Source organism: Acidovorax sp. GW823-FHT01C06 (genome assembly GCF_058798375.1).
Genome location: NZ_JBXAKN010000004.1, coordinates 26,795 through 48,850 on the forward strand (window position 1 = coordinate 26,795; position 22,056 = coordinate 48,850).

The 22,056-nt window shown below is 69.4% G+C and carries 18 protein-coding genes; 13 read left to right on the forward strand and 5 right to left on the reverse strand.

From position 1 onward, the window contains the following. From AC1RCS_RS10640 to AC1RCS_RS10650, 3 genes are all read left to right on the forward strand, one after another. A complete protein-coding gene (locus tag AC1RCS_RS10640) occupies positions 1 to 2,028 on the forward strand; it encodes an acetyl/propionyl/methylcrotonyl-CoA carboxylase subunit alpha (RefSeq protein WP_492244680.1) in 2,028 nt (675 codons plus the stop codon). 63 nt (positions 2,029 to 2,091) lie between these two features. Continuing rightward, entirely contained in the window at positions 2,092 to 3,012 is a 921-nt protein-coding gene (locus AC1RCS_RS10645; protein WP_492244679.1) for a 2-hydroxyacid dehydrogenase, read from the forward strand. Positions 3,013 to 3,053: 41 nt separating this feature from the next. Continuing rightward, a complete protein-coding gene (locus AC1RCS_RS10650) occupies positions 3,054 to 3,521 on the forward strand; it encodes a DUF3592 domain-containing protein (RefSeq protein WP_218296271.1) in 468 nt (155 codons plus the stop codon). Positions 3,522 to 3,540: 19 nt separating this feature from the next. On the opposite strand, the gene AC1RCS_RS10655 is transcribed toward AC1RCS_RS10650, so the two are convergent. The 3 genes from AC1RCS_RS10655 to AC1RCS_RS10665 form a co-directional block, all read right to left on the reverse strand. Next, complete coding sequence (locus AC1RCS_RS10655) at positions 3,541 to 4,587, reverse strand: Bug family tripartite tricarboxylate transporter substrate binding protein (protein WP_492244678.1); 1,047 nt, start codon at positions 4,585 to 4,587, stop codon at positions 3,541 to 3,543. A gap of 89 nt (positions 4,588 to 4,676) precedes the next feature. Continuing rightward, on the reverse strand, positions 4,677 to 5,513 hold the full coding sequence (locus AC1RCS_RS10660) for a beta-keto acid cleavage family enzyme (RefSeq protein WP_492244677.1): 837 nt from the start codon (positions 5,511 to 5,513) through the stop codon (positions 4,677 to 4,679). Beyond that, positions 5,510 to 6,490: a 3-hydroxyacyl-CoA dehydrogenase family protein gene (locus AC1RCS_RS10665; RefSeq protein ID WP_218339882.1), complete on the reverse strand. Its 981-nt coding sequence runs from the start codon at positions 6,488 to 6,490 to the stop codon at positions 5,510 to 5,512. Before AC1RCS_RS10665 ends, AC1RCS_RS10660 begins: the two co-directional genes overlap by 4 nt. Positions 6,491 to 6,578: 88 nt before the next feature. On the opposite strand from AC1RCS_RS10665, the gene AC1RCS_RS10670 reads away from it, so the two are divergent. From AC1RCS_RS10670 to AC1RCS_RS10700, 7 genes are all read left to right on the forward strand, one after another. Next, positions 6,579 to 7,490, forward strand: a complete 912-nt coding sequence (locus tag AC1RCS_RS10670) for a LysR family transcriptional regulator (protein ID WP_218296267.1) — start codon at positions 6,579 to 6,581, stop codon at positions 7,488 to 7,490. A 197-nt stretch (positions 7,491 to 7,687) separates the two neighbouring features. After that, a complete protein-coding gene (locus AC1RCS_RS10675) occupies positions 7,688 to 8,596 on the forward strand; it encodes a hydroxymethylglutaryl-CoA lyase (RefSeq protein WP_492244676.1) in 909 nt (302 codons plus the stop codon). Between the two features lie 26 nt (positions 8,597 to 8,622). Next, complete coding sequence (locus AC1RCS_RS10680; protein ID WP_492244675.1) at positions 8,623 to 9,150, forward strand: YbaK/EbsC family protein; 528 nt, start codon at positions 8,623 to 8,625, stop codon at positions 9,148 to 9,150. Further along, a complete protein-coding gene (locus AC1RCS_RS10685; protein ID WP_492244674.1) occupies positions 9,147 to 9,422 on the forward strand; it encodes a DUF1289 domain-containing protein in 276 nt (91 codons plus the stop codon). The genes AC1RCS_RS10680 and AC1RCS_RS10685 overlap by 4 nt, the downstream gene beginning before the upstream one ends. Continuing rightward, positions 9,419 to 10,072: a 2-hydroxychromene-2-carboxylate isomerase gene (locus AC1RCS_RS10690; RefSeq protein ID WP_492244673.1), complete on the forward strand. Its 654-nt coding sequence runs from the start codon at positions 9,419 to 9,421 to the stop codon at positions 10,070 to 10,072. The genes AC1RCS_RS10685 and AC1RCS_RS10690 overlap by 4 nt, the downstream gene beginning before the upstream one ends. Positions 10,073 to 10,245: 173 nt before the next feature. Then, the gene (locus tag AC1RCS_RS10695) at positions 10,246 to 11,907 is read left to right on the forward strand and encodes an MFS transporter (RefSeq protein WP_218296262.1); all 1,662 of its coding nucleotides are present in this window, start codon (positions 10,246 to 10,248) and stop codon (positions 11,905 to 11,907) included. 142 nt (positions 11,908 to 12,049) lie between these two features. Next, the gene (locus AC1RCS_RS10700; protein ID WP_218296261.1) at positions 12,050 to 12,244 is read left to right on the forward strand and encodes a hypothetical protein; all 195 of its coding nucleotides are present in this window, start codon (positions 12,050 to 12,052) and stop codon (positions 12,242 to 12,244) included. A 117-nt stretch (positions 12,245 to 12,361) separates the two neighbouring features. Here AC1RCS_RS10700 and AC1RCS_RS10705 read toward each other — a convergent pair whose 3' ends face one another. Then, on the reverse strand, positions 12,362 to 13,486 hold the full coding sequence (locus tag AC1RCS_RS10705; RefSeq protein WP_369643464.1) for an ABC transporter substrate-binding protein: 1,125 nt from the start codon (positions 13,484 to 13,486) through the stop codon (positions 12,362 to 12,364). A 140-nt stretch (positions 13,487 to 13,626) separates the two neighbouring features. Then, positions 13,627 to 14,742 carry an ABC transporter substrate-binding protein gene (locus AC1RCS_RS10710; protein WP_218296259.1) on the reverse strand — a complete coding sequence of 372 codons (1,116 nt, stop codon included), beginning with the start codon at positions 14,740 to 14,742 and terminating at the stop codon, positions 13,627 to 13,629. 184 nt (positions 14,743 to 14,926) lie between these two features. Between AC1RCS_RS10710 and uvrA the strand changes: the two genes are divergently transcribed. The 3 genes from uvrA (at position 14,927) to AC1RCS_RS10725 (ending at position 22,051) form a co-directional block, all read left to right on the forward strand. Next, the gene (gene uvrA / locus AC1RCS_RS10715) at positions 14,927 to 20,794 is read left to right on the forward strand and encodes an excinuclease ABC subunit UvrA (protein ID WP_492244672.1); all 5,868 of its coding nucleotides are present in this window, start codon (positions 14,927 to 14,929) and stop codon (positions 20,792 to 20,794) included. A 167-nt stretch (positions 20,795 to 20,961) separates the two neighbouring features. Further along, positions 20,962 to 21,462: a hypothetical protein gene (locus tag AC1RCS_RS10720; protein WP_369643462.1), complete on the forward strand. Its 501-nt coding sequence runs from the start codon at positions 20,962 to 20,964 to the stop codon at positions 21,460 to 21,462. 232 nt (positions 21,463 to 21,694) lie between these two features. Next, positions 21,695 to 22,051, forward strand: coding sequence for a hypothetical protein (locus AC1RCS_RS10725; protein ID WP_492244671.1), 357 nt, complete (start codon positions 21,695 to 21,697; stop codon positions 22,049 to 22,051). Positions 22,052 to 22,056: the final 5 nt, after the last annotated feature.

The following is a 22,056-nucleotide window of genomic DNA, read 5'->3' on the forward strand; positions in this document are numbered from 1 at the left end:
ATGTTCAAAAAGATTCTGATTGCCAATCGTGGCGAGATCGCCTGCCGGGTCGCCGCTACGGCCAAGCGCCTGGGCGTGAAGACCGTTGCGGTGTACTCCGATGCCGACGCCAAGGCCAAGCACGTGGCCGTGTGCGACGAGGCCGTGCACATCGGCGGCAGCGCGCCCAAGGACAGCTACCTGCGCTGGGAGCGCATCATCGAGGCCGCCCAGGCCACGGGCGCACAGGCCATCCACCCCGGCTACGGCTTCCTGTCCGAGAACGAGGACTTCGCCCACGCCTGCGCGGCCGCAGGCCTGGTCTTCATCGGCCCGCCACCCTCGGCCATCAAGGACATGGGCCTCAAGGCCGAGTCCAAGCAGCTCATGGAAAAGGCCGGCGTGCCCCTGGTGCCCGGCTACCACGGCAGTGACCAGGACCCGGCGCTGCTGCAGCGCGAGGCCGACCGCATCGGCTACCCCGTGCTCATCAAGGCCAGCGCGGGCGGCGGCGGCAAGGGCATGCGCGCGGTGGACAAGAGCGGGGACTTCGCCGCCGCGCTCGAATCGTGCAAGCGCGAGGCCATCAACAGCTTTGGCGACGACGCGGTGCTGGTCGAAAAATACGTGCAGCGCCCCCGCCACATCGAGATCCAGGTGTTTGGCGACACGCACGGCAACTGCGTCTACCTGTTCGAGCGCGACTGCTCCGTGCAGCGCCGCCACCAGAAGGTGCTGGAAGAAGCCCCCGCCCCCGGCATGACGCCGGAACTGCGCGCGCAGATGGGCGAAGCCGCCGTGGCCGCTGCCAAGGCCGTGAACTACGTGGGCGCGGGCACGGTGGAGTTCATCGTGGAGCAGCCGGGCGGCTACGAGCGGCCCGACCAGATGAAGTTCTACTTCATGGAAATGAACACCCGCCTGCAGGTGGAGCACCCGGTGACCGAGGCCATCACGGGGCTCGATCTGGTGGAGTGGCAACTGCGCGTGGCGTCTGGCGAGCCGCTGCCTTTGACACAGGACGCGCTGCGCATCACCGGCCATGCGATCGAAGCGCGCATCTGCGCCGAGAACCCCGACAACAACTTCCTGCCCGCCACCGGCGCGCTCAACGTGTACGCGCTGCCCGAGTGCGTGACCTTCGAGCGGGGCGCGGTGCGCGTGGACTCCGGCGTGCGCCAGGGCGATGCGATCAGCCCGTTCTACGACTCCATGGTGGCCAAGCTCATCGTGCACGGCGACACGCGCGAGCAGGCGCTGGCGCGGCTGGACGAGGCCCTGGCGCAGACGCACATCGTGGGCCTGGCGACCAACGTGCAGTTCCTGCGCCGCGTGGCGCGCACCGGTGCGTTTGCGAACGCGCAGCTTGACACCGCGCTGATCCCGCGCGAGCAGGCGGTGCTGTTCCACCAGGAGCCGGTGGGCCTGCCCCTGGCCGCCGCAGCCGCCGTGGCGCAGACGGTGCTGCATGAACGCGCCAGCGAAGGCGTGGACCCCTTCAGCCGCCGCGACGGTTTTCATTCCCACGCGCTCACGCGCCGCCGCTTCGAGTTCGAGTTTGGCGGCGAGCACGCCAAGGCCTGGCTTACCTACGAACGTGACGGCGCGCTGCACCTGGCGGTTGGCGAGGGCGATGCGGCCGTGGCAGGGCCGCTGGAATTCGCGGAACAAGGCGGCGCCATCGAACTGCAGTTCGCAGGCCAGCGCACCCGCGCTGCGGTGTACGCCCAGGGCGAGGTGGACCATGTGTTCACCCCGCGCGGCGCGACGCAGATCACCGCCATCGACCTGCTGGCCCATGCGGGCGAGGCAGCGGCCGAAGGCGGGCGCCTCACGGCCCCCATGCCCGGCAAGGTGGTGTCTTTTGCCGTCAAGGCGGGCGATGCCGTCACCAAGGGCCAGCCGCTGGCGGTGATGGAAGCCATGAAGATGGAGCACACCATTGCCGCGCCCGCAGACGGCGTGGTGCAGGAGCTGCTGTACGCCCCGGGCGACCAGGTGACCGAAGGCGCGGAGCTGCTCAAGCTGGTGGTGGCCGAAAAGGCGTAGGCGGCCGCAGGGCACCCCGCATGCGACAGCGCGCGGGGGGCAATGCCGTTACGCTTGGGCGCCATGAAAATCACCTTCTGCTGTACCGACACCAAGGCCGACCCCTGGCTCCAGGGGCTTTCCGCCGCATTGCCCGGCGCTGATATTTCCGTGTGGCAGCCCGGTGCGCCGCAGGCCGGCTACGCCGTGGTCTGGGCGCCGCCCCAGCAGTTCATGGACGAGCAGCCAGGCCTCAAGGCGCTGTTCAATATCGGGGCGGGCGTGGATGCGCTGCTCAAGCTGCGCCTGCCGCCCGGTGCGCTGGTGGTGCGGCTCGACGATGCGGGCATGGCCGTGCAGATGGCCGAGTACGTGTGCCATGCGGTCATCCGCCACTTTCGCGAGTTCGACGGCTACGAGGCCGACATGACGGCAGGGCGCTGGGGCTACCGCAAGCCGCGCCTGCGTGGCGACTACCCCATTGGCGTGATGGGCCTGGGCGTGCTGGGCGAGCGCGTGGCCAAGGCGCTGGCGCAGTTCGAGTTCCCGGTCAACGGCTGGAGCCGCAGCCCCAAGGCCATCGAAGGGGTGCGCGCCTTCAGTGGCGCGGAGCAGTTCCACGACTTCCTGGCGGCCAGCCGCGTGCTGGTCAACCTGCTGCCGCTCACGCCCGACACGGCCAATGTCATCAACAAGGAAACGCTGGGCCGCCTGCTGCCGGGCGCCTACGTCATCAACGTGGCGCGCGGCGCGCACCTCGTGGACGAAGACCTGCTGGCGGCCATCGGCAGCGGCCACGTGGCCGGCGCCACGCTCGATGTGTTCCGCACCGAGCCGCTGCCCGCGGGCCACGCGTTCTGGAGCCACCCGCGCATCACCGTCACCCCCCACACCTCGGCGCGCACGCTGCGCGAGGAGAGCATTGCCCAGATCGCGCGCAAGATGGCCGCGCTGCAGCGGGGCGAGGCGGTCGCTGGCGTGGTGAACCCCGGGCGTGGGTACTGAGGCCGCTGGCCGGCGGTGTCTCCAGCGTTGAAAATGGGGGCATGAACACGTCAACCTTTCGCGGCTTGCTTGGCTTCCTGGGCTGGTTCCTGCTGGTGCCCGGTGCCCTGACCGCGCTGGGCGCGGCGTGGCTGCTGGCCTCGGGCATGAGCCTGCTGGGCGGCACGCTCACCGCCCAGGGCCGCGTGGTGGCGCATGAGGAGACCTTTGTCGGCCCCTCCCACCGCAAGGCGCTCGCCCGGAAGAGCATCGTGGAATTCGTGGCGGGCGACGGGCGAACCCTGCGTTTCACGGACTCGGTGGCGCGCCAGCTTCAGGCGGTGCACAAGGTCGGCGAGGCGGTCACGGTGCGTTATCCCGCCAAGGACCCCGCGCAGGCCGAGATCAGCAGCTCCACCACGATCAGGAGCTTCATCGGCGTCGTGATGCTGCTGTTCGGTGCCGTGGGCATGGCGGCGGGCTGGCTGTTGCTGCGCCTGCGCCCGAGGGCCGCGGCCCCACCGCCCTGAGCCCCTGGCTGGCAGCCCGTCAATCCATCGTCACGCCCGCATCGCGCACCAGCTTGCCCAGGCGCTGCGCGTCGGCCTTGATCAGCGCGCCGAAGTCTGCCGCCGTGCCCGCCACCACCGGCGTGCCGATGGCCTCCCACTTGGCGCGGAAGGCGGGTTCCTTGAAGATCGCATTCACCGTGGCGTTGAGCTTGTCCACGGCGGCCTGCGGCGTACCCGCGCGCACGGCGATGCCGTGCCAGCCGGTGATCTGGTAGCCCGGCACGCCCGCTTCGGCCATGGTGGGAACGTTGGGCAGCACCTTGGCGCGCTCGGCCGACGTGACCGCCAGCGGGATGAGCTTGCCCGACTGGAGGTGCGGCAGCGAGCTGCCCACGATGTCGAACATCACGTTCACCTGGCCGCCCAGCAAGTCGTTGAGCGCGGGGCCCGCGCCGCGGTACGGAATGTGGCCCATCTTCACGTGGGCGGTGGTGTTGAACAGCTCACCCGCCAGGTGCTGCGGCGTGCCGTTGCCGGCCGATGCAAAGCTCAGCACCGGCTTGCCCGCCTTGGCCATGGCGATGAGTTCCGGCAAGGTCTTCACGCCCAGCGAGGGGTGCACTTCCAGCACCAGCGGAAAGGCCGACAGCTGCACCACGGGCACCAGGTCGGTCAGTGGGTTGAACGGCATGCTGGCGTACAGCGACGGGTTCACCGCCATCGGGCCGCTGGCGGCCAGCAGCAGGGTGTGGCCGTCGGCGGGCGCCTGCTTGGCCACCTCGGCGCTGCCGGAGTTGCCGCCCGCGCCGCCCTTGTTGTCCACCACCACGGTCACGCCCAGGCGGCTTTGCAGCTCGGGCTGCAGCATGCGCGCCATCAGGTCGGTGGGGCCTCCGGGCGGGTAGGGCACCACGAAGCGAATGGTCTTGGTGGGGAAGGCGGCCGGGGCCGTCTGGGCCACGGCGTGGCCTGCCATGCCCAGGGCCAGGGCCCAGGTGGCGGGCACGGCAAGCGCCAGGCGGATGGCCGTGCGTCGCGTGGCCCGGAGTGCCTGCGGGGCGAGGGCGGTAGGGTGTTGTTGCATGGTGTCTCCTGCGGATGGATGAAGGCCCGTCTGGCGCGGGCTGATGGGGTTGATGGGGTGTTGGGGAAATGCAGAGGCGTGCAAGGGGCTCAGCCCGCGCCGAAGCGCTGGCGGATGTCCCGCGCCGTGGCCAGCGGCCGCCCCAGCGCTGCCGCGGCCTCGACCGCCTGGCGCACCAGGGCGGCGTTGTTCGGCGCGGTGCTGCCGTCCTTGCGCAGCAGGTTGTTCTCGAACCCCACGCGGGCATGCCCGCCAAAGACCGCGGCGGCGGTGATGCAGGTGTTCTCGGCCGCGCCGAACGCGCACACGGCCCAGGGCTCGGGACCGTCGTGGGCGGCCAGGAAGGGCAGCAGGTCGCGCGGGCTCGATGTCTGGCCCGCGCTGTAGCGGCCCAGCACGAACAGCAAAAACCACGGCGCATCCGGCACCACGCCGCTGGCGCGCAGCGCCTGCCAGCGGCGCAGGTCGGCCACGTCGTACAGGATGACCTGCACCATGCAGCGGCGCTGCACCAGGCCGGTGAAGAAGCGCTGCAGCCCCGCCTCGCCGATCTCGGGCTGGTCGATCTCGCGCAGGCCGATGGACACGGCCTCGGGCTGCAGCGCCTCGACCATCGCGATCTGCGCCGGGGCGCGGTACACGCCTGCCGCTTCGCTCGTGACCTGCACCACCATGGCATCGCCCACGGCTTGGTGCACCACGCGCCGGGCTTCGCGGTAGCCTTCCACGTCCAGGCTGTGGCGGCCCTGGGCGTCGCGGATGTGCATGTGGATCATGGCCGCGCCCGCATCCAGGCAGGCCTTGGCGGTGGCGGCCAGCGTGGCCGGCGTGGTCGGCACGGCGGGGTGGTCGCTCGGCAGCTTGTAGGCACCGTTGGGCGCCACGGTGACGATCAGCGGGTCAGGCCATTGGCTGGTGGCGCTCATGGCGTGGCTCCCGGCGTGGTGTGTGTGCTGGCGGGCTCGATGGCAGGTAGCTCGCTGGCCAGCAGGGCCAGGCCCTGGCGCAGCAGCGTGTCGTAGCGGGTGCGCTCGGCGCGTTTGCGGTCCTCGGGCCAGTCGAAGAAGCCCTTGCCGGTCTTCATGCCCAGCTCGCCCTTGGCCACGCGGTCGCGCAGCGCCTGGGCGGGCACGTCGGTGTTGGAAAGCGTGGGATACATGGTGGCCGCGGCCGCGCAGTGCACCTCGATGCCCGCGTGGTCGCGCTGCAGCACCGGCCCCGCCGCCAGGAAGCGAAAGCCGAAGCCAAAGCGCACGGCGGCGTCCACGTCTTCGGGCGACGCGATGCCTTCGTCGATGAGCGCAAACGCCTCGCGCGACAGCGCGTGCTGCATGCGGTTGGCCAGAAAGCCCGGCTTGTCCTTCTTCACCAGCACCGGCACGCTGCCGCAGCGGCGCATGAAGCCGTGCAGCCACTGGCCCAGCGTGGGGTCGCTGCGCTCGCCCAGCACCACTTCCACCAGCGGCACCAGGTGCGCCGGCATGAAGAAGTGCAGGCCCAGCATGCGCCGCGCGGTGGGCAGGCCCTGTGCGATGGCGCTGATCGGAAAACCCGAGCTGTTGCTGGCCAGTACCGCGCTGGCCGGGGCGATGGCTTCCAGCTCGGCAAACAGCTGCTGCTTGGCGGCCAGCTGCTCGGTGATGCATTCGACCACCAGCACCACGCCGTCCCAGGCCACGTCCTGCAGGCTGGCGCACACCTCCACCGGGCCCGCGCTCGTGGCCAGTCCGGCGGCGTCGAGCTCTGCGGCAATGTGCGGCAAGAGCAGGTCGCGCCGTGCGGTGTGCGGGTCCACCACCGTGACCCGGGCGCCGCCGCGGGCCAGGACCACGGCTACGTCGGCGCCCATGGTGCCCCCGCCCACGACCACCGTGCGTGCATTGCGCGGCGAACTGATGTCCATGCTGGTGTCTCCTTGTGTTGTCTTGCGGTGCAGTCTAGGCAGGCGGCATTGCGCGGTCCAGACGTATTTTTCGATAGACTGATCGGCCATGAAGATCAATTGGTCGGCCCGCGAGGTCGATGTGTTCCTGGCGCTGGCCGACACGCTGAGCTTTCGGCGCACCGCGCTGCAGATGCACCTGTCGCAGTCGGCGGTGTCGGGCACGCTCGCGCGGCTCGAAGAGATGCTGGGCGCCCGGCTGTTCGACCGCACCACGCGCACGGTGCAGCTCACGCAGGCGGGCGAGGTGTTTGCCGAGCAGGCCCGCTTTCTGCGCCACCAGATGGATGAGACGGTGCGCCGCGTGCAGGCCGTGGCGCAGGTGCAGGTGGGGCGGCTGGCGCTGGCGGCGCTGCCGTCGCTGGCGGCGGGCGTGGTGCCGCGCGCGTTCGCGCGCTTTGCGGCGGGGCACCCGGGCGTGCACCTGGAGCTGTTCGACAGCCTGGCGGGCCCGGCGTTCGACATGGTGCGCGCAGGGCGCGTGGACTTCGCGCTCACCGCCGCCAACCCGGCGTATGCCGACCTCGACTACACCCCGCTGTCGTCCGACCGCTTCGTGCTGCTGCTGGCCCGCGCCCACCCGCTGGCGCGCGGCCGCGGAGCCCTGGGCTGGGCCGACGTGGCGGACCTGCCGCATATCTCCATGCCCGCCGGCACCAGCGTGCGCCAGTACGCCGACGAGGCGCTGCTCACGCACCGCATCCGCTTTGCGCCGCGCTACGAGGTGGAACACCTGGCCACCATCGCGGCCATGGTGGCCGCGCAGCTGGGCGTGAGCGCGCTGCCCGAGCTGGCCGCGCAGGTCGTGCGCCGGCCCGAGGTGGTGGCCCGCCCGCTCAAGCTGCCCTCGCTGCGCCGGCCCATCGGCCTGGTCACGCTGCGCGGGCGGCGCCTGTCGCTGGCGGCGGTGCAGATGGTGGCGCTGCTGCGCCAGGAGATGGAGGAGGGGGCTGCACGCTGAGGCCTCGGACGCCGGCGCCGCAATGGCAGGAGCGGGGAAGGGTCTGGCAGGATATGGGGTGGTGCCGACCCCGCGAAGCCCGGACAATAGAAGGCCTGTTCCCGGCCGTGGTGCCCGGGCTGCAGCGGCGCCGCCCGGGCGCTGCCGCCGCCAGGGTCCGGCCTGTTTCCCGTTTCCCTTTCTTTCAGGTAGCCGCCATGAGCATTCCTTCTCGCGTCAAACTCATCGATGTCGGTCCGCGCGACGGGCTGCAGAACGAAAAATCGCCCGTGCCCGCCGACGTCAAGATCGCCCTGGTGCACCGCCTGCAGGACGCGGGCCTCAAAGAGATCGAGGTCACGAGCTACGTGAGCCCCAAGTGGGTGCCGCAGATGGCCGACAACCACGAGGTGATGCAGGGCGTGAACCGCGTGGCCGGCGTGCGCTACTCGGTGCTCACGCCCAACCTCAAGGGCTATGAAGCCGCGGTGGCGGACCGGCCCGACGAGATCGTGGTCTTCGGCTCGGCCAGCGAGGCCTTCAGCCAGAAGAACATCAACTGCTCCATCGCCGAGAGCATCGAGCGCTTCGCGCCCGTGGTCGAGGCGGCGCTGGCGGCCGGCATCGGCGTGCGCGGTGCGATGAGCTGCACCGTGGGCTGCCCGTACGAGGGCGAGATCGCCCCCGGGCGCGTGGAGTATCTTGCCGGCCTGTTCCAGGGCATCGGCGTGCAGCGCGTGGACGTGGCCGACACCATCGGCGTGGGCACGCCGCGCAAGGTGCAGCGCGCGCTGGAAGCGACGCTGAAGCATTTCGGCATCGACGATGTGTCGGGCCACTTCCACGACACCTACGGTCAGGCGTTGTCCAACACGCTGGCCGCGCTGGAGCTGGGGGTGTGGAACTACCAGTCCTCCGTGGCGGGCCTGGGCGGCTGCCCGTACGCCAAGGGCGCCACGGGCAACGTGGCGACGGAAGACGTGGTCTACATGCTGCACGGCATGGGCATCGAGACCGGCATCGATCTTGATAAGCTCATCGATGCGGGGGCCTACATCAGTGGCTTCCTGAACCGTAAACCCAATTCCCGCGCAGCGAATGCACTGCTAACCAAACGCGCGGGATAGCGCCCCCGGCGCAGGAGAAAACTACCGTGTGCGGAGCTGAACTGAAGAATTTGCCGGACGGCGTGCAGCGCGTGGCCGCGGCGCTGCAATCGCAGGGCCATCCCCACATGCCGCAGATGCTCGACGACGCCGCGCGCACCGCGCAGCAGGCGGCCGATGCGCTGGGCATCCTCGTGGGGCAGGTGGCCAAGAGCATCATCTTCCGGCGCAAGAGCGACGACGTGGCCGTGCTCGTGGTCACGTCGGGCGACCGGCGCGTGGACGAGAAAAAGGTCGAGGCCCACGTGGGCGGCAAGATCGGCCGGGCGGACGCCGAGTTCGTGAAGTCGCGCACCGGTTTTTCCATCGGCGGCGTGTCGCCCGTGGCGCATGCCACGCCGCCCGTCACGCTGATCGACCAGGACCTGCTGCGCTTTGACGTGGTGTGGGCCGCGGCCGGGCACCCGCACAGCGTGTTTGCGCTGCATCCGGGCGACCTGCAGCGCCTGACCGGGGCGCCCGTGGTCGACGTGGTGCAGGCGCCCGTGGACGCCAGCGTGCAGCCCGCCGCATGAACGCTATTGATTTGCTAGCTGATCGCGCCCACCAGTTGGGCGCTAGCGGCCATTTTGATGCCCAGAGCATGGAGCCCGTGCCCTCGCCGTGCATCTCGGTGTGCCGCATGTCGCCCGACCGCAGCCATTGCGAAGGCTGCTTTCGCACGCTCGACGAGATCCGCATCTGGTCGCGTGCCGACGCCAGTTTGCGCCGGGGCATCTGGGCGCAGCTGCTGGGCCGCGCTGGCATCCCGGCCGCCCCGCAGAAGGCACAGGAGACATCGCCGTGAAGCGCATCACCTTTTACCTGGACTTCGTGTCCCCCTACGCCTGGCTGGCCTTCGAGCGCCTGCCCGAGGCGCTGCAGGGGCTGAGCTACAGCGTGGCCTACCAGCCCGTGCTGCTGGGTGCGCTGCTGCAGCAGCATGCCAACCCCGGGCCGGCGGGCATCGCCCCCAAGCGCGACTGGACCTACCGCCATGTGACCTGGCTGGGCCACGCGCAGGGCACGCCGCTGCAGATGCCCGCGCGCCATCCGTTCAACCCGCTGCCCCTGCTGCGCACGGCGCTGGCCTGCAGCGACGACGGCCACATCAACCGCTTCGTGGCCGGCACGGTGCTGCGCCATGTGTGGCAGGGCGGGCACGATGCGCTCGACCCGGCGCGCCTGGCCGATCTGGCCACGCAACTCGCGGACCAGCTGCGGCCCGGCGAGGATGCGGCCAGCGATGGCCCCAAGGCCCTGCTGCGCGCCAACACCGAAGCCGCGCAGGCGGCGGGCGTTTTTGGCGTGCCGGCGTTCGAGGTGGACGGCAAGCTGTTCTGGGGCCTCGACGGCCTGCCGATGCTGCGTGCGTACCTCGACGGCGACGCGTGGTTCGACGGTCCGGGCTGGGATGCTGTCAGCCAGCTCCCATCGGGTTTACCCGGCAAGGTGTGAGCGATTTCCGGATGCTGAAAGGGGCGCTGCGGGTTTCACCCTAAGTTGTCAGAGAGCGGTCAGTTTGGTGAAAGCTCGTGTTGGTTTCGCGTCAGAGCGTGGTCAGTGCCATCTCCAAGAATGCGTGCAGCCCGCCGCAGCGCGGTCTGAACAACCAACAGGAGACACACACCATGGCAACCGTTCATCCCGCACCGCGGCCGATGTCGCCCGAAGAGAGGAAGGTCATCTTCGCGTCGTCCCTCGGCACCGTTTTCGAGTGGTACGACTTTTATCTGTACGGCTCGCTCGCGGCCATCATCGCCAAGCAGTTCTTCAGCGGCCTGGATGCCGGCTCGGCGTTCATCTTCGCGCTGCTGGCGTTTGCCGCGGGCTTCATCGTCCGCCCCTTCGGCGCCATCTTCTTCGGCCGCCTGGGCGACATGATCGGGCGCAAGTACACGTTCCTGGTCACCATCCTGATCATGGGCCTGTCGACCTTCATCGTGGGTATCCTGCCCACGTATGCATCGATCGGCGTGGCGGCTCCCGTCATCCTGATCGCACTGCGCCTGCTGCAAGGCCTGGCGCTGGGCGGTGAGTACGGCGGCGCGGCCACCTACGTGGCCGAGCATGCCCCGCACGGCAAGCGCGGCGCCTACACGGCCTGGATCCAGACCACGGCCACGCTGGGCCTGTTCCTGTCGCTGATGGTGATCCTGGGCACCCGCACGGCCATGGGCGAGGAAGCCTTCGCCGACTGGGGCTGGCGCATCCCGTTCATCGTGTCGATCCTGCTCCTGGCCATCTCGGTCTGGATCCGCTTGTCGATGAACGAATCCCCCGCCTTCCAGAAGATGAAGGCCGAAGGCAAGACCTCCAAGGCGCCGCTGACCGAGTCTTTCGGCCAGTGGAAGAACCTGAAGATCGTTATCCTGGCGCTGGTGGGCCTGACCGCCGGCCAGGCCGTGGTGTGGTACTCGGGCCAGTTCTATGCGCTGTTCTTCCTGACGCAGGCGCTGAAGGTCGATGGCGCCACCGCCAACATCTTCGTGGCCGTGTCGCTCTTGATCGGCACGCCGTTCTTCATCGTGTTCGGCGCGCTGTCGGACAAGATCGGCCGCAAGCCCATCATCCTGGCGGGCTGCCTGCTGGCCGCGCTGACGTACTTCCCCGTGTTCGGCGCGCTGACCAAGGCGGCCAACCCCGCCCTGGCCGAAGCACAGGCCAAGAACCAGGTGATCGTGACGGCAGACCCCAAGGAATGCTCGTTCCAGTTCAACCCCACCGGCACCTCCAAGTTCACCAGCTCGTGCGACATCGCCAAGCAGGTTCTGGCTGGCGCTTCGGTGAGCTATGAGAACGCCACGTCCGCCGCCGGCACGCCCGCCTCGATCAAGATCGGCGAGACGGTCATCACCTCGTACTCCAGCAAGGGCCTGCCCGCTGACGAAGCCAAGAAGAAGGACGGCGAGTTCAAGAAGGCCGTGGCCGATGCGCTGAAGGCCGCCGGCTACCCCACCAAGGCCGATCCCGCCCGCATCGACAAGGTCATGGTCACGGTCATCCTGACCTACCTGGTGCTGCTGGTGACCATGGTGTACGGCCCCATCGCCGCCATGCTGGTGGAAATGTTCCCGACCCGCATCCGCTACACGTCGATGTCCCTGCCGTACCACATCGGTAACGGCTGGTTCGGCGGCCTGCTGCCCACCACGGCATTCGCCATCGTGGCCCAGACCGGCAACATGTACAACGGCCTGTGGTACCCCATCATCATCGCGGGCGCCACCGTGGTGATCGGCGGCCTGTTCGTCAAGGAAACCAAGGACGTTGACATCTACGCCAACGACTGACCGTTTCTGATCGGTGTGCAGGGCCCGCCCCGCAAGGGTCGGGCCCTGTGTTCCATCAAGGGGCTTGTGCTGCACCAGTACAACCTACAACGCCGCGCTCCAGGCCCCTTGATTGAACAAACCCATCCAAGGAGATATTGATATGTGGAAGATTGTTGTTGGTTTCGTCCTGTTCGCCGCGTTGTCGATGTACGTGATCATCAAGGCGGGCGACAAGGCCGACATGGGCGGCGAGAAGCACGGCGCCGATGCCGTGCATGCGCCCGAGCCTGCGGCCAGCGCGCCGGCGGCGGCTGCGCCCGCGTCGGCGCCGGCTTCGGCCGCCAGCGCGCAGTGATGCGCTGAGTCCATGGCGGCCCCGGAGCGCGGGGTGCGTGCCCCGGGGCCCTGCGGGCCTCCATGAAAAAGCCCGAAGCCACTGGCTTCGGGCTTTTTTCTTTTGCGGGGGCCTCGCTCAGCGCTTGAAGCGGCCGTCGCTTCCGATGATGGACAGGTCGGAGAAATCCAGCCCGCTGTGGTCCGTGGCGCTGTAGCTCAGTTCCAGCCCGCCCAGGTCCCATTTCCGGATGCTCTCCAGCCCGGCCTGCAGCCTGGCGCGGTCCGGCTTGGCGCCCGCGCGCTTCAGGCCTTCCACGAGCACCTTGGCGCTCACGAAGCCTTCCACCATGGCGGGGGTCAGCTCGCCCAGGTTCCTGGCGCGCACCAGGTCCATGGCCTCCTTGATCACCGCGTAGTTCAAGGACCGCTCCGACGGGAACACCTGCGTGACCACCACGCCCCGGGCCTGCTCGCCCAGCGCCTTGACGAAGCCGCCCGAGGCATTGTTGGACAGCGTCACGATCTGCCCGGTCGCGCCGGCGGCGCGCAGCGCCTTGATGCCGTCCACCACGGCCGCGCCCGTGCCGATGAAGATGATGGCCTGGGGCTCCTTCTGTGCCACGCGCGGGGCGATGGCGCTGTAGTCGGGCTTGGCGCGGTCGAACTTCTCGACGAAGAGGGCTTCCAGCTGGTTGGCCTTGAACCCGGACTGCGCGCCCGCCAGGCCGTCGGCGCCAAAGGTGTCGTCCACATGCACCACGCCGATGCGCTTGATGCCCAGGGTGTTGAGGTGGGTGATGGCCTTTTCCACTTCGCGCTGGTAGGGGGCGCGCACGTTGAAGATGTACTTGTTCACCGGCTGGTGCAGCGCGATGGCGCCCGTGGAGGGGCCCACCAGCGGCACGGCATGCTGTTCCAGCAGCGGAATGATCCCCTGGGTGTGGGGCGTGCCGCGCGTCATGAACAGCCCGATCACGCCTTTTTCCTCGATGAGGGCGCGGGTGTTCTCCAGCGTCAGCTTGGGGTCGAACTTGTCGTCCATCGACACGACCTCCACCTTCTGGCCGCCCACGCCGCCCTTGCTGTTGACGTGGTCGAGGTAGAGGGCGGCACCCCGCATGGATTCGGCCACCGTGGCGGCGGCGGAGCCGGTGATGCCCACCGTCTGGCCGATGAGGATCTGCGCGTGGACCTGGGCCGCGCCGAACGCCAGGGTGAGCAGCGCGGCGGCGCATTTCGCAAGGGTGCCAGGGACTGTCATGGTGCTCCTCTCTTCATTGAGGTGCCCGAGTTTAGGGACTGGGCACCGCAGGGCATCCGTAGAAGTGCGTAGCGGCCAGGGGGTGTTTTCACTGATTTGTCAACAATTTCTTCCCGGGTTTGCGGGTATTTCACAACACCTCAGCGGCGGAACTTGCCGTCGGTGCCGATGATGGACAAGTCCGCGAAGTCCAGGCCCGTGTGGTCGTCCGGGCCATAGGAGACCTCCAGGCCGCCCAGGTCCAGCTTCCGGATGCTCTCGAGCGCCGCATGGATCTTTTCGCGGCTGGGCTTGGGGCCGGCGCGCCTGAGCCCTTCCACCAGCACCTTGGCCGCGGCAAAACCCTCCAGCATGGCGGGCGTGATCTCGGTGAGGCCCTTGGCCCGCGCGAGTTCCTGGGCCTCCTTCACCATGGCATAGGTCACCGCGCGCTCATTGGGATACACCTGCGTCACGATCACGCCGCGCGCGTTGTTCCCCAGGCTCTTGATGAAGCCGCCCGAGGCGTTGTTGGACAGCGTCACGATCTGCGCGGCCGAGCCCGCGCCGCGCAGCGCGTTGCCCGCGTCCACCACGGCCGAACCCGAGGCGATCATCAGCACGGCCTGGGTATCGGCCTTGGCCACCTTGGCCGCGATGGGCGCGAAATCGGGCTTGGCGCGGTCGAACTTTTCCAGCACCACGGGCGTGAGCTTGGCGGCCGCCAGGCCCTTCTGGGCGCCGGCCACGCCGTCGGCGCCAAAGCTGTCGTCCGCGTACACCACGGCGATGCGCGAAATGCCCATGGAGGCCAGGTGGGTCATGGCCTTTTCCGCCTCGCGCTGGTAGGTGGCGCGCACGTTGAAGATGTACTTGCGCACCGGCTGGTGCAGCACCATCGCGCCCGTGGACGGGCCCACCAGCGCCACGCCATGCTTCTCCAGCAGGGGGATGATGGCTTCGGTGTGGGGCGTGCCGCGCGTGAGGAACAGCGCGGACACGTTGTTCTCCTCGATCAGCTTGCGCGCGTTCGCGGCGGCCAGCTTGGGGTCGAACTTGTCGTCCAGCGAGGTCAGCTCGATCTTCTGGCCGTGGACACCGCCCTTGGCATTGACGGCCTCGATGTGCAGCAGGGCGCCATCGGTGGTCTCCTTCACGCCCGCCGCCACCTGCCCGGAGAAGCCCGCGGTCTGGCCGATCAGGATCTGGGCATGGCCGGTGCCGCACAGCGCGGCGGCCAGGGCGGTCGCGGCTCCCCATTGTGTCCATGTGTGCATGGTCGTCTCCTTTGAATTGTCCGGCCACTCTAGACAAATGTCCTCGGTTTGCGAATCGGCATAACCCGAAGGTGTGACAGGACTTGTCAGCAGATGTGCGATCAGGGGCTATTGCGGCATGGCCGGACGGGGTCCGAGGCGGTGCCTAGAATGTCCCGCCTCACCCTCGAAAAAGACTGCCTCCATGACCCAGGGACTGATCCGTATCCGCGGCGCACGCCAGCACAACCTCAAGAACCTGGATCTGGACATCCGCACGGGGGAACTCACCGTGGTCACCGGCCCCAGCGGCTCGGGCAAGTCCAGCCTGGTGTTCGACACGCTGTACGCCGAGGGCCAGCGCCGCTACGTGGAGACCTTCAGCGCCTACGCGCGCCAGTTCCTCGACCGCATGGACAAGCCGGCGGTGGACAAGGTCGAGGGCGTGCCGCCCGCCATCGCCATCGACCAGACCAACCCCGTGCGCTCCAGCCGCTCCACCGTGGGCACGATGACGGAGCTCAACGACCACCTGAAGCTCCTGTTCGCGCGCGCCGGACAGCTGTTCGACAAGCAGACCGCCCAGCCGGTGCGCCACGACTCGCCCGAGACCATCTACGCCGAGCTGCAGCGCCGCGGCGCCGAGGCCGGCGACCCCCGCATCGTGCTGACATTCCCCGTGGAGCTGCCGGGCGGCACGTCGGCCGAGCAGGTCGAGCAGTGGCTGTCCGCCAGCGGCTTCACCAAGGTGCAGGCCGAGCGCGAGGTGGCCACGCCCACGGGCCCGCGCAAGGTGCTCGATGTGGTGGCCGACCGGTTCCGCCTGGGCCATGCCGAGAAGGCGCGCGTGGTCGAGGCCATCGAGGTCGCGCTCAAGCGCGGCACGGGGCGCCTGAACGTGTACCGCCTCGTGGACGAGGGCGAGCCCGAGCTGTGGCGCTTCTCGACCGGCCTGCACTGCCCCGACAGCGACCTGCGCTACAGCGACCCCATTCCCTCGATGTTCTCGTTCAACTCCGCCGTGGGCGCCTGCGAGAGCTGCCGGGGCTTCGGCCGCGTGATCGGCGTGGACTACGGCCTCGTGATCCCCAACGACAGGCTCACGCTGCGCGCGGGGGCGATCAAGACCATCCAGACCCCCGCCTGGAAGGAAGCGCAGGACGACCTCATGCGCCATGCCGAGGCGGCCGGCATCCCGCGCGACACCCCCTGGTACAAGCTCACCGACGACCAGAAGAAATGGGTCATCGGCGGCACGCCGGGCTACAAGGACGGGCAGTGGAGCAAGCAGTGGTACGGCATCAAGCGCTTCTTCGAGTACCTGGAGAGCAAGGCCTACAAGATGCACATCCGCGTGCTGCTGTCCAAGTACCGCAGCTACACGCCGTGCCCCACCTGCGCGGGCGCGCGCCTCAAGACCGAGAGCCTGCTCTGGCGCGTGGGCAGCAAGGAGGATGCGGACGCCGCGGTCGATCCTGCCCGCCGCTTCATGCCCGAGGGCGTGTTGTGGTCGCGCGAGCAGCTCGAAGCCCTGCCCGGCCTGTGCCTGCACGACCTGATGCTGCTGCCCATCGACCGGCTGCGCCGCTTCTTCGACCGCATGGAGCTGCCCGTGGGCGACGCGGCGGCCGGTGGCGATGCGCAGGCGCTGAAACTCCTGCATGAAGAAATCACCACGCGCCTGAAGTACCTGTGCGACGTGGGCATCGGCTACCTGACGCTGGACCGCCAAAGCCGCACACTGAGCGGCGGCGAGGTGCAGCGCATCAACCTGACCACGGCGCTGGGCACCTCGCTGGTCAACACGCTGTTCGTGCTGGACGAGCCCAGCATCGGCCTGCACCCGCGCGACATGCACCGCATCACCGAGGCCATGCTGCGCCTGCGCGACGCGGGCAACACCCTGGTGGTGGTCGAGCACGACCCGGCCGTGATGCTCGCGGCCGACCGCATGATCGACATGGGCCCCGGCCCCGGCCGCCTGGGCGGGCAGATCGTGTTCGACGGCACAACGGCCGACCTGCGCCATGCCGACACGCTCACCGGCGCCTACCTGGGCGGGCGCAAGCACGTGGGCTTCGGCTTCAAGCGCATGGTGACCGAGGCCACGCCGCGCCTCATCCTCGAAGGCGCGCGCGAGCACAACCTGCAGAACGTGTCGGTCGAGTTCCCGCTGCAGCGCCTGGTCACCGTCACCGGCGTGAGCGGCTCGGGCAAGTCGAGCCTGATCCAGGACGTGCTGGCCCCCGCGCTGCTGCGCCACTTCGGCAAGGCCACCGACACGCCGGGCGCGCACGACCGCATGCTGGGCGCCGACCACCTGTCGGACGTGGTGTTCGTGGACCAGTCGCCCATCGGCAAGACCGCGCGCTCCAACCCGGTGAGCTATGTGGGCGCATGGGACAGCATCCGCGAGCTGTTCGCCGTCGCGCCGCTGTCCAAACAGCGCAGCTACACAGCCGCCAAGTTCAGCTTCAACAGCGGCGACGGGCGCTGCCCCACCTGCGGCGGCTCGGGCTTCGAGCATGTGGAGATGCAGTTCTTGTCGGACGTGTACCTGCGCTGCCCGGACTGCGACGGCAAGCGCTACCGCCCCGAGATCCTGGAGATCACCATCGAGCGCGGTGGCCGCACGCTCAACGTGGCCGACGTGCTGGCCCTGACCGTGGCCGAAGCCGCCGCGCTGTTCGCCGCCGACCGCGACGTGATCCGTGCGCTGCAGCCCATCGTGGACGTGGGGCTGGAATACGTGGCACTGGGCCAGCCCGTGCCCACGCTCAGCGGCGGCGAGGCGCAGCGCCTCAAACTCGCGGGCTTCCTGGCCGAGGCGGCCCGTGTGCAAAGCAAGTCGCGACAGGCCGTGGCGCGCAAGGGCACGCTGTTCCTGTTCGACGAGCCCACCACGGGCCTGCACTTCGACGACATCGCCAAGCTCATGCGCGCGCTGCGCAAGCTCATCGACGCGGGGCACTCGCTCATCGTCATCGAGCACAACCTGGACGTGATCCGCGCGAGCGACTGGCTCATCGACCTGGGCCCCGAGGGCGGCGACGCGGGCGGCCTCGTCGTGGCCGAGGGCACGCCCGAGGACGTGCGCCAGCACGCCACCTCGCACACGGGCCTGGCGCTGCGCGACTACGAACTCACGCTGGGCATCGGCGGCCACTCGGTGCACGAAAAAGCCGCGGCGCTACGAAAACAGGAGCGCTCTGCGCTCATGGATAAAGCGCCAGCGGCCAAAAACGCCATTGAAATCGTCAACGCCAAGGAGCACAACCTCAAGAACCTGAGCGTGAACATCCCGCGCGGCCAATTCAACGTGGTCACGGGCGTGAGCGGCTCGGGCAAGTCCACGCTCGCGTTCGACATCCTGTTCAACGAGGGGCAGCGGCGCTACCTCGAATCGCTCAACGCCTATGCCCGCTCCATCGTGCAGCCCGCGGGCCGGCCCGAGGTGGATGCGGTGTACGGCATACCGCCCACCGTGGCCATCGAGCAGCGCCTGTCGCGCGGCGGGCGCAAGTCCACGGTGGGCACCACCACCGAGGTGTGGCACTTCCTGCGCCTGCTGTACGTCAAGCTCGGCACCCAGCACTGCGTGAAGGACGGCGCGGCCGTGCAGCCGCAGACGCCCGAGAGCATCGCCGCCCAGCTGCTCACGCAGTTCCGGGGCCAGCACATCGGGCTGCTCGCGCCGCTGGTGATGAACCGCAAGGGCGTGTACACCGAACTGGCGGACTGGGCGCGGCCGCGCGGCTACACGCATTTGCGGGTGGACGGCAATTTCCTGCCCACCACCCATTTCCCGCGCATCGACCGCTTCAAGGAGCACACCATCGAACTGCCCGTGGCCAGCGTCGAGGTGTCCGCAGGGAACGAGGCGCTGCTGCGCGCCTCGCTGGCCGAGGCCCTCACGCACGGCAAGGGCGTGGTGCACGTGCTCAGCAGCATCGGCGACCTGCGCGCCGCCATGGAAAGCGGCCAGCCCACGGCGGGCATCGGCCAGCTGCAGGCCTTTTCCACCAAGCGCGCCTGCCCCGTGTGCGCCACCAGCTATGCCGAGCTGGACCCGCGCCTGTTCAGTTACAACAGCAAGCACGGCTGGTGCCCCGATTGCGTGGGCACGGGCGTCAAGCTCACCCGCGACCAGCGCAAGGTGTTCGACGACTCGGTGCAGGACGACAAGGAAAAGGGCCGCGAGCAGACCTTCGCCGAGCCCGAGGTGGAAGACCTGGCCGACACCGCCTGCCCCAGCTGCCAGGGCACGCGCCTGAACGCCACGGCGCGCGCGGTGCGGTTCGCGGGCATCGGCATCACCGACATCGCCGCGCTGTCGGTGACGGACGTGCGCCGCTGGATCGAGACCCTGCAGATCGAAGGCGGCATGAGCCGGCGCGAGGCCGACATCGCCCGCGACCTCGTGCCCGAGATCCAGAGCCGGCTCGAATTCCTGGAGGAAGTGGGCCTGTCCTACCTCACGCTCGACCGGGGCGCGCCCACGCTCAGCGGCGGCGAGGCGCAGCGCATCCGCCTGGCCGCGCAGCTGGGCAGCAACCTGCAGGGCGTGTGCTACGTGCTCGACGAGCCCACCATCGGCCTGCATGCGCGCGACAACCAGATCCTGCTCAACGCCCTGCACAAGCTGGGCGACAAGGGCAACACGCTGGTGGTGGTGGAGCACGACGAGGACACCATCCGCCGCGCGGACCACATCATCGACATCGGCCCGAGCGCGGGCAAGCGCGGCGGGCGGCTGGTGGCGCAGGGCAGCGTGGACGACATCACCGGCGCGCCCGAATCCCAGACCGGCCGCTACCTGCTGCACGCCATGAAACACCCGCTGCAGCTGCGCCGCAGCATGCTGCCGAGCGAGCTGAGCGCCGAGGCCCTCGCGCTGGGCGAACCCGCCGACGTGCCCAAGGGCCGGCAGAGCGCCGCGGTCAAGAAGCGGGCCGCGGCGGCGGCGGCGCTCACGGCCGATGCGCTGGCCGATGCCAAGGCGCGCGCCGCGATCCGCTGGCTTACCGTGCACGGTGCGCACCTGCACAACCTGCAGGACGTGACGGCCACCGTGCCGCTGCACCGCCTGGTGGCCGTCACGGGCGTGAGCGGCTCGGGCAAGTCCACGCTGGCGCGCGACGTGCTGCTGGCCAACGTACAGGCCTGGGTGCAGCAGCGCGCCACCAAGGCCGGGCGCGACGCGATGGACGCGGGCAAGGCGCCGCCGCTGGTGGGCTGCACGGGCCTGTCGGGCTTCGAGAGCATCGACCGCGTGCTCGAAGTGGACCAGACCCCCATCGGCAAGACGCCGCGCAGCTGCCCGGCCACCTACATCGGCTTCTGGGACACCATCCGCAAGCTGTTCGCCGAAACGCTGGAGGCCAAGGCGCGCGGCTACGCGGCCGGGCGCTTTTCCTTCAACACCGGCGAGGGCCGCTGCGCGAGCTGCGAGGGCGCGGGCGTGCGCACCATCGAGATGAGCTTCCTGCCCGACGTGAAGGTGCCCTGCGAGACCTGCCACGGCGCGCGCTTCAACCCCGAGACGCTGGCCGTGACCTGGCGCGGCAAGAGCATCGGCGACGTGCTGCAGATGGAGGTGGACGAGGCGGTGGAGTTCTTCGCCAGCATGCCCTCCATCGCGCACCCGCTGCAGCTCCTGAAGGACGTGGGCCTGGGCTACCTCACGCTGGGCCAGCCCTCGCCCACGCTCTCGGGCGGCGAGGCGCAGCGCATCAAGCTCGTGACCGAGCTGACCAAGGTGCGCGACGAGGTGGGCCGCCGGGGCCAGAAGGTGCCGCACACGCTCTACGTGCTGGACGAACCCACGGTGGGCCTGCACATGGCCGACGTGGACAAGCTCATCCGCGTGCTGCACCGCCTGGTCGACGGCGGCCACAGCGTGGTGGTGATCGAGCACGACCTCGACGTGATCGCCGAGGCCGACTGGATCATCGACCTCGGCCCGGAAGGGGGCAGGGAGGGCGGCCGCATCGTGGCGGCCACCGTGCCGGAAGAGGTGGTGCGGCTGGGCACGCACACCGGCAAGGCGCTGGCGGCGGTGCTGGCGCGGTGACCGGAGGGCCCGGCGGTGGCGCACGCCACTGTCGGCCCATGTCCTACGCACGGCGCGGAACATGGCGCACGCGCGGCGCGGGGTGAGGTTTCTAGGATTCAGTGCAGGGGTTGGCGCCAGGCGCAGCGGCCCCGCACATCTCCACCAACTCCTACGGACCCATCACCATGAAATCACTGCTCAAGACCTGCGCTGCCCTTGCAGCCACCTCCGTTCTGCTGGTCGCCTGCGGCGGCGGCAATGACGACGATCCGACGCCCAGCAATGAGCCCGGCGTGCTCACCGTGAGCAGCGCCACCCTGGACGGCCTCAACGGCGTGTATGGCAACGGCACGCTGAACCTCACGGACGTGGACAAGGAAAACCCTGTCGGTTCCGTGCCCGAGCTGTGCGCCTTCCGCTTCGACGGTGCCAACAAGGTGGGATCGTCGGCCACGGCCTTTGGCGACATCCGCTACCGCCCCGACGCCACCGGCCTGCACCAGGTGTTCCTGACCTTCGACGGCAAGGAATACGCGAGCGGCGAGCCCACCGACACGGCCGTGGTGCGCGAGAGCAACCAGGTGCGCTTCACCGGCAAGACGCTCACCGCCACCGACGGCTCCAGCGCCACGCTGCGTGTCTCGGGCATCGTCCCCATGCGCCCGAACCGCCCGCTGGGATGCTGATGCGGCCTTGCTGATTCCGGGGCAGCTCGCTCCCCCTTGCTTGTCTCCCTCTCCCGGTCCTCTCGACCGGTTCAGCCCCCGTGGCCCCGGCCGCGCGGGGCTTTTTTGCGTGCATGCCCCTGCGGCCGGCCTGCGGGCGCGCCACGCGCCCATGCGTGCATGGCGCCACAATGCAGGCCTGAGCGCTGCGGCCCGAGGCCGCTGCGCGCGGTCCATTCGATCCGCTTTCTCCATGCCCGCACAATCCCCTGGTCCGCACGCCGTGGTGTGGCTGCACACCCAGGCACCGCCCAAGCCCCCGGAAGGCGCGCCCTGCAATGGCTGCGGGCTGTGCTGCCTGGCGGAGCCCTGCCCGCTGGGCATGCTGGTGTCGCGGCGCCGCACGGGGCCGTGCACGGCCCTGCGCTGGAGCGATGCCGACCAGCGCTACTGGTGCGGCATGGTGGCCGACCCCGCCGGCGTGACCGGCCTGGACCACCCCTGGGCCGTGCGCGCGCTGTCGGCGCTGGCGCGGCGCTGGATCGCCTCGGGCGTGGGGTGCGATGCGCGGCTGCACACGCAGGCGTTGCCGCCGCCTTCCCGGGATTGAATTAG

Coding starts and splice junctions, on each gene's coding strand:
- AC1RCS_RS10640 (WP_492244680.1), top strand. CDS start 1: ATGTTCAAAAAGATTCTGATTGCCAATCGTGGCGAGATCGCCTGCCGG.
- AC1RCS_RS10645 (WP_492244679.1), top strand. CDS start 2,092: ATGAAAATCACCTTCTGCTGTACCGACACCAAGGCCGACCCCTGGCTC.
- AC1RCS_RS10650 (WP_218296271.1), top strand. CDS start 3,054: ATGAACACGTCAACCTTTCGCGGCTTGCTTGGCTTCCTGGGCTGGTTC.
- AC1RCS_RS10655 (WP_492244678.1), bottom strand. CDS start 4,587: ATGCAACAACACCCTACCGCCCTCGCCCCGCAGGCACTCCGGGCCACG.
- AC1RCS_RS10660 (WP_492244677.1), bottom strand. CDS start 5,513: ATGAGCGCCACCAGCCAATGGCCTGACCCGCTGATCGTCACCGTGGCG.
- AC1RCS_RS10665 (WP_218339882.1), bottom strand. CDS start 6,490: ATGGACATCAGTTCGCCGCGCAATGCACGCACGGTGGTCGTGGGCGGG.
- AC1RCS_RS10670 (WP_218296267.1), top strand. CDS start 6,579: ATGAAGATCAATTGGTCGGCCCGCGAGGTCGATGTGTTCCTGGCGCTG.
- AC1RCS_RS10675 (WP_492244676.1), top strand. CDS start 7,688: ATGAGCATTCCTTCTCGCGTCAAACTCATCGATGTCGGTCCGCGCGAC.
- AC1RCS_RS10685 (WP_492244674.1), top strand. CDS start 9,147: ATGAACGCTATTGATTTGCTAGCTGATCGCGCCCACCAGTTGGGCGCT.
- AC1RCS_RS10695 (WP_218296262.1), top strand. CDS start 10,246: ATGGCAACCGTTCATCCCGCACCGCGGCCGATGTCGCCCGAAGAGAGG.
- AC1RCS_RS10700 (WP_218296261.1), top strand. CDS start 12,050: ATGTGGAAGATTGTTGTTGGTTTCGTCCTGTTCGCCGCGTTGTCGATG.
- AC1RCS_RS10705 (WP_369643464.1), bottom strand. CDS start 13,486: ATGACAGTCCCTGGCACCCTTGCGAAATGCGCCGCCGCGCTGCTCACC.
- AC1RCS_RS10710 (WP_218296259.1), bottom strand. CDS start 14,742: ATGCACACATGGACACAATGGGGAGCCGCGACCGCCCTGGCCGCCGCG.
- uvrA (WP_492244672.1), top strand. CDS start 14,927: ATGACCCAGGGACTGATCCGTATCCGCGGCGCACGCCAGCACAACCTC.
- AC1RCS_RS10720 (WP_369643462.1), top strand. CDS start 20,962: ATGAAATCACTGCTCAAGACCTGCGCTGCCCTTGCAGCCACCTCCGTT.
- AC1RCS_RS10725 (WP_492244671.1), top strand. CDS start 21,695: ATGCCCGCACAATCCCCTGGTCCGCACGCCGTGGTGTGGCTGCACACC.